Here is a 6,523-nt window from a genome sequence, read left to right as displayed (position 1 = left end):
TGCAAATAGGGGCTGGCTTCTTCAGCAAGCAGGTTGTGCGTGGGCAGCGTCACTGGGCAAACTCGGGTGCGATTGGCTGATGGGCGTAAAGCTAGGGCGGTTCGGTAGAGCGGGCAAATGATTTCAGGCGATTCGATCGTTGCGCTGTCGAGCGGCCGGCTTCCGGCCGGCGTCGCCGTCATTCGCATTTCCGGCCCGCAGACTCGATTCGTAGTCGAAACGATTGCCGGCGCCATGGTTAAGGACCGCGCGGCGGTTTTGCGCAGATTCAGGGCGCCCGATGGAACCGTGCTCGATAATGGCTTGGTCGTCTTCTTTCCCGGACCGGCCAGTTTCACCGGCGAGGATGTGGCGGAATTCCACGTTCATGGCGGACGCGCCGTGGTGGCCAGGATGCTGGAGACGATTACTGGTTTCGACGGCGTCAGGCACGCGGAACCGGGCGCATTCACGCGCCGCGCCTTTCTCAACGGCAAGGTCGACCTGGTCGAGACTGAGGCGCTGGCGGATCTCGTCAACGCCGAAACCGAGGCGCAGCGGCGTTTTGCTGTCCAAAATGCCGAAGGCGCTCAGAGCGAACTCTATCTCGGCTGGCGCCGCAGGCTGATCCACGCCCGTGCCATGATCGAGGCGGAGATCGATTTTGCCGATGAAGACGATGTCCCCGGTTCCGTTTCGGATACGGTTTGGTCTGATGTCCGGACAATGATTGATGAAATCGACCGGCACGTTGCTGGATTTCGCGCCGCCGAGATCATTCGCGACGGCTTCGAGGTCGTCATCCTTGGCGCGCCCAACGCCGGTAAGTCGAGTCTGTTCAATGCCCTGGCCCGGCGGGATGCCGCTATAGTAACGGATGAACCCGGCACGACGCGGGATCTGCTTGAAGTGACACTTGATCTCCAGGGGCTGCGGGTCCGGCTTACGGATACGGCCGGATTGCGCGATGCGCCGGGAAAGGTCGAGGCGATCGGCATCGAGAAGGCCAAGGCCAAGGCGCATGGCGCCGATCTCTTGCTCTTGCTGCAGGACATCGCGAACCCAAGAGATGTCGGCGAGCTGCCGACTGTGGCGCCGACCTTGCGCGTAGGCACCAAGCTCGATCTACTGGAAGACCGCGCGGCGAGTGACGCGACGGAGCGCTATGACCTTGTCATTTCGGTGAAGAACGGGACGGGCGTGGAGGAACTGCTGGCAGAAATCGGCCGGCGGGCGGCGGAGGCAGCCGGCAGCGTCGGCGATGTCCTGCCGTCGCGCCTGCGCCACGTCGAATTGCTCGGCGCAGCGAATAGCCACCTGCGTCGCGCAACCGACGGCCGGACTGTCGGGCAGGAATTGCGCGCCGAGGAGTTGCGGCTTGCAGCAGATCGCCTGGGCCGTATTGTCGGCGCCATCGACGTCGAGGACATGCTGGACGTGATTTTCTCGCAGTTCTGCATCGGGAAATGACTCACGTGAAACGATGTGCTCTCGTAAAATGACTCAGTTGTCGATGCAGAGATTTTGATGGACCGTTTGCGGAACGCCCCATCGCTTCGTCATCCACGGGCGGAGCAAGGAGCGTAGCGACGCGGCGCAGACCCGAGGATCCATGCCGCGACTTCTGAGCGCGCGCCACGGTGCAGAATTCTGATCCGCTGTACTCTTTGGCCAAGATCACGGCATGGATCCTAGGGTCTCCGCGACGTCGCTTCGCTCCTGCTTTGCCCTAGGATGACGAACGTTGCGAACGCTTGGGTAAGACCTTCGAGCAGCGGCAAGGTGCGACTCACGTGAAACATCGGTGCCCCGATGACTCACGTGAAACACACGGGATGGCGGTGCAAGGCTGTTTCACGTGAAACGACTCGCGGAGTTTTCTTGACAGCCAAGCCTCGCGGGGACATGTGTCCCTCAATCATTCGAGTCTGGGAAGTTTGTGATGACCAATCACTATGATGTGGTTGTGGTGGGCGGCGGCCACGCAGGTTGTGAGGCGGCCAGCGCTGCCGCGCGCGCTGGTGCCAAGACCGCGCTGGTGACGCTGCGCTTTGATACGATCGGGGTCATGTCCTGCAATCCGGCGATCGGCGGGCTCGGCAAGGGCCATTTGGTGCGCGAGATCGATGCCATGGATGGCCTGATGGGGCGCGTGGCGGATGCGGCCGGCATTCAGTTCCGCCTGCTCAACCGCCGCAAAGGTCCCGCCGTGCGCGGCCCTCGTACGCAGGCCGACCGGAAGCTTTATCGCCTTGCCATGCAGGAAGCGATTCGGCAGCAGAACGATCTCGACGTGGTTGAAGGCGAGGTTCTGGATTTTGAGATCGCCGATGGGCGGATCACGGCTGTTCTCCTGGCCGACGGCAGGCGGCTTGGCTGTGGCGCGGTCGTGCTGACGACCGGGACTTTTCTGCGCGGGCTCATTCATATTGGCGAGAAGAAGATTGTCGCCGGCCGCATGAACGAGCAGGCCAGCCTTGGACTCTCGGCGACGATGGACCGCGCAGGCTTCAAGCTTGGACGGCTGAAGACCGGCACGCCGCCACGGCTCGACGGCCGGACCATCGACTGGGCGTCGCTGGAAAGCCAGGCCGCGGATGCGGATCCGGTGCCGTTCTCGCTGATGACCGACCGCATCGAAACGCCGCAGATCGAGTGCGGCATCACGCGCACGACGACGGCCACGCATGAGCTGATTCGCGCCAATCTCGGCCGCTCGGCCATGTATTCCGGCTCGATCGAAGGCGTCGGGCCGCGCTATTGCCCGTCGATCGAGGACAAGATCGTCAAGTTCGGCGATAGGGACGGGCACCAGATCTTTCTGGAGCCGGAAGGGCTGGATGACGATACCGTCTATCCCAATGGTATTTCGACCTCGCTGCCTGAAGATGTGCAGCTCGATATATTGAAAACCATTCCGGGGCTGAAGCGCGCAATCATGCTGCAGCCCGGCTATGCCATTGAATATGATCATGTCGATCCGCGCGAGCTGCATCAGACGCTGGAGACGAAGCGCATCGGTGGTCTCTTCCTCGCCGGGCAGATCAACGGCACGACCGGCTATGAGGAAGCAGCCGGGCAAGGCCTGCTCGCAGGCCTCAATGCGGCGCGGCGGGCGGCGGGGAGCGAGCAAATCGTGCTCAGCCGCACCGAGGCGTATATCGGCGTGATGGTCGACGATTTGACCAGCCGCGGCATCGCAGAGCCCTACCGGATGTTCACGTCACGGGCCGAGTTCCGGCTATCGCTGCGTGCCGACAATGCGGATGAACGACTGACGCCTCTGGCTGCAAAGCTGGGCATCGCTTCGGCACAGCGCATGCAGCGCTACGGGCAGGTCATGCAAAGCCTGGATGAGGCGCGGGATTTGGCGAAGTCGCTCGCCATGACGCCGAATGAGGCGGCGCGGCACGGGCTGGACATCAACCGGGATGGCGTGCGCCGGTCCGGCTATGAATTGCTTTCCTATCCCGACGTCGACGTCGCTTGGCTGGCTGGCGTCGATCCGCGCTTTGCGGCGATCGACGGCAAGACGGCGGAGCGCCTCGAGACGGAAGCGAAGTATTCTGTCTATCTTGATCGCCAGAAGACCGATGTGGCGCAGATCCGTCATGAGGAGAGCCGGCTGATCCCCGAGACGGTCGATTTCGCCGGAGTGCCGGGTCTGTCGAACGAGCTGAAGCAGAAGATGCAGGCGCGGCGGCCGCGCTCCATCGCCGATGCCCAGCGCATGGAAGGCATGACGCCGGCGGCGCTGGCGATCATCGTCGCGCATGTCCGTCACGCGGAGAGCGCCCAGCGCCCACAAAAGGATGATGTTGCGTGAGTTCTTTTTCCCTGGAGAGCCTGCAGGATGCGGCAGGGCCGGTTTCACGTGAAACATTCGATCGGCTGGTGGCGTTCGAGCAGATGTTCCAGAAATGGAACCGCAGCATCAACCTGGTGGCGCAATCGACGTCGGGCGATGTCTGGCAGCGCCATATCCTGGATAGCGCCCAACTCGGGCGCATAGAACCCGTTGCCAAACGCTGGGTGGATCTCGGCTCGGGCGGTGGATTTCCAGGCCTTGTGATGGCGTTCCTGCTGGCCGAACGCGACGGCGCCAGCATCGATCTGGTTGAAAGCAATCGCAAAAAGGCGTCCTTCCTGCAGACGGTCGTCGGTCAGTTCAGCCTGCCGGCGCGGGTGGTGGCGCGCCGCATCGATGACAGCCATGCGCTTGTTTCGACGCCGCAAATCGTCACGGCGCGGGCGCTGGCTCCGCTTTCGACCTTGCTGGAGCTGTCGGCGCCCTGGCTGATTTCGGGCGCGCGCGGCCTGTTCCACAAAGGCCGGGATTACCGCACCGAAGTGCAAGAAAGCGTTCACCGATGGTCCTTCGATCTGGTAGAACATCCAAGTGTGACCGACGTTGGCGGCGTCATCCTGGAATTGTCCAACCTGCGACCTGTCTGATCCGTCACTGACAGGCGATTTGGCGCCCAAAATGAATTTCTGGCATAAACCCATGATGAAGAATGGCCCCCGAATCATCACCGTAGCCAACCAGAAGGGCGGTGTCGGCAAGACGACGACCGCCATCAATCTGGCGACCGCGCTGGCTGCGATCGGCGAAAAGGTGCTGATCGTCGATCTCGATCCGCAGGGAAATGCCAGCACCGGTCTTGGCATCGACCGCAAGGACCGGACGGTGTCCTCCTATGACGTGCTGACCGGCGAGTTGGAGCTGGAGGCCGCGGCCATCCCCACAGCCGTGCCCGGCCTGTCGATCGTGCCGTCGACGCTCGATCTGCTCGGCATCGAAATGGAGATCGCCTCCGCGCCCGACCGGGTGCTCAAGCTGCGCAACGCGCTGCGCGCTGCGACCGAGCGCGGCGCACCCTTTGGCTATGTGCTGATCGACTGCCCGCCATCGCTCAACCTTTTGACGTTGAATTCAATGGCTGCGGCCGATTCCGTTCTTGTGCCGCTGCAATGCGAGTTTTTCGCGCTCGAAGGTCTCAGCCAGTTGCTGGAGACGGTCGAGCAGGTGCGCCGCTCGATCAATCCGGATCTCACCATCCAGGGCATCGTGCTGACCATGTATGACGGCCGCAACAATCTCGCCAACCAGGTGGTGCAGGATGTGCGGGCACATATGGGCGACAAGGTCTACGAGACTGTCATCCCGCGCAATGTGCGGGTGTCCGAGGCGCCGTCCTATGGCAAGCCGGCGATCCTCTACGATTTGAAATGCTCGGGCAGCCAGGCCTATCTGCAACTGGCGTCGGAAGTGATCCGCCGCGAGCGCAAGCTACGCGCCGCTTGATGAGGCCAGGCGCATAGTTAAGAGCCGATTCGATACCGAAACGACTTGGAATAGCCAACTGGAATAAAGATGAGCGAAGACCTTTCGAGAAAAAGACTGGGGCGTGGGCTAGCGGCGCTGATCGGCGAGATCGATCGCCCAGTAGCGCCTGAAAAACCTGGCATGAGCGCCGACGGCAAGGTGCCGATCGAGTTCCTGACCCCCAATCCGAAGAATCCGCGCCGGCATTTCGGCGACGCCGAGCTGACCGACCTCGCCCAGTCGATCCGCGAACACGGCGTCGTCCAGCCGGTGGTGGCGAGGCCTTCGCCGACACAGGCCGGACGCTACGAGATCATCGCCGGCGAACGGCGCTGGCGCGCGGCGCAGCGCGCCGGGCTGTCCGAAATCCCGGTCATCATCCGCGAGGTCAACGATCGCACCGCGCTCGAACTGGCGATCATCGAGAACGTCCAGCGCACCGATCTCAATGCGGTCGAGGAGGCGCTTGGTTATCAGCAGCTGATCGACGAGCACGGCTACACCCAGGCCGATCTCGGCCAGGTGATCGGCAAAAGCCGCAGCCATGTCGCCAACACGCTCAGGCTCTTGAAGCTGCCGGACGTGATTCGCGACATGCTGGTCGACGGCGCGCTGTCGGCGGGCCATGCCCGCACGCTGGTGACGGCCGAGGATCCAGCCGGCCTTGCCAAGCGCATCGTCGAAGAAGGACTTTCGGTGCGCCAGGCCGAAGCGCTGGCGCAGATGCCGGCCGGCACCAGCAGCACCAGGGAAGCCAGGCCGGCGCCAAGTCCTGACGAAAAGGACGCCGACACGCTGGCGCTGGAAAAACTGTTGACCGATACGATCGGCATGATCGTGTCGGTGGATCACAAGGGCAGAGGCGGCGTGCTGCGGGTAGCCTATCGCTCGTTGGAACAGCTCGATGAGTTGTGCAGGCGGCTGAAGCAGGAACGGTAATTAGCCGGCGAATTATCTTCAGGCCGGGTTTTTGGCGAAATCGGCGACGCCGCTAATCTCCCTCCTTGAGGGGGAGATGGCCGGCAGGCCAGAGGGGGTCGCCTCACACCAAGCGCCGGCGCCCTTGTGAGACGAAGAGGAGGCCAGCGCTCCACGCGCAACGACCCCCTCTGTCGCCTTCGGCGACATCTCCCCCTCGAGGGGGGAGATGTCGCCGAAGGCGACAGAGGGGGTCGTTGCGCGTGGAGCGCTGGCCTCCTCTTCGTCTCACAAGGG

Annotated in this window: 5 protein-coding genes; all 5 read left to right on the top strand. The window is 62.9% G+C overall.

Annotation, left to right across the window (positions count from 1 at the left end; genetic code table 11):
* Positions 1–117: 117 nt before the first annotated feature.
* The 5 genes from mnmE (at position 118) to EN750_RS13280 (ending at position 6,247) form a co-directional block, all read left to right on the top strand.
* On the top strand, positions 118–1,449 hold the full coding sequence (mnmE, locus tag EN750_RS13300; RefSeq protein WP_127396687.1) for a tRNA uridine-5-carboxymethylaminomethyl(34) synthesis GTPase MnmE: 1,332 nt from the start codon (positions 118–120) through the stop codon (positions 1,447–1,449).
* A 472-nt stretch (positions 1,450–1,921) separates the two neighbouring features.
* Positions 1,922–3,805 (top strand): tRNA uridine-5-carboxymethylaminomethyl(34) synthesis enzyme MnmG, encoded by a 1,884-nt coding sequence (gene mnmG, locus EN750_RS13295; RefSeq protein WP_127396686.1) that lies wholly within the window; start codon positions 1,922–1,924, stop codon positions 3,803–3,805.
* Positions 3,802–4,434: a 16S rRNA (guanine(527)-N(7))-methyltransferase RsmG gene (gene rsmG, locus EN750_RS13290; protein WP_127396685.1), complete on the top strand. Its 633-nt coding sequence runs from the start codon at positions 3,802–3,804 to the stop codon at positions 4,432–4,434. Before mnmG ends, rsmG begins: the two co-directional genes overlap by 4 nt.
* Positions 4,435–4,486: 52 nt before the next feature.
* Positions 4,487–5,287: a ParA family protein gene (locus EN750_RS13285; RefSeq protein WP_013528736.1), complete on the top strand. Its 801-nt coding sequence runs from the start codon at positions 4,487–4,489 to the stop codon at positions 5,285–5,287.
* A gap of 69 nt (positions 5,288–5,356) precedes the next feature.
* The gene (locus tag EN750_RS13280) at positions 5,357–6,247 is read left to right on the top strand and encodes a ParB/RepB/Spo0J family partition protein (RefSeq protein ID WP_127396684.1); all 891 of its coding nucleotides are present in this window, start codon (positions 5,357–5,359) and stop codon (positions 6,245–6,247) included.
* Positions 6,248–6,523 lie beyond the last annotated feature (276 nt).

The organism is Mesorhizobium sp. M7A.F.Ca.ET.027.03.2.1, assembly GCF_003999175.1.
In the GTDB taxonomy this organism is placed as follows: Bacteria; Pseudomonadota; Alphaproteobacteria; order Rhizobiales; family Rhizobiaceae; genus Mesorhizobium.
Note: the sequence above shows the minus strand (reverse complement) of the source record. Positions and strands in the feature narration are given on the sequence as shown.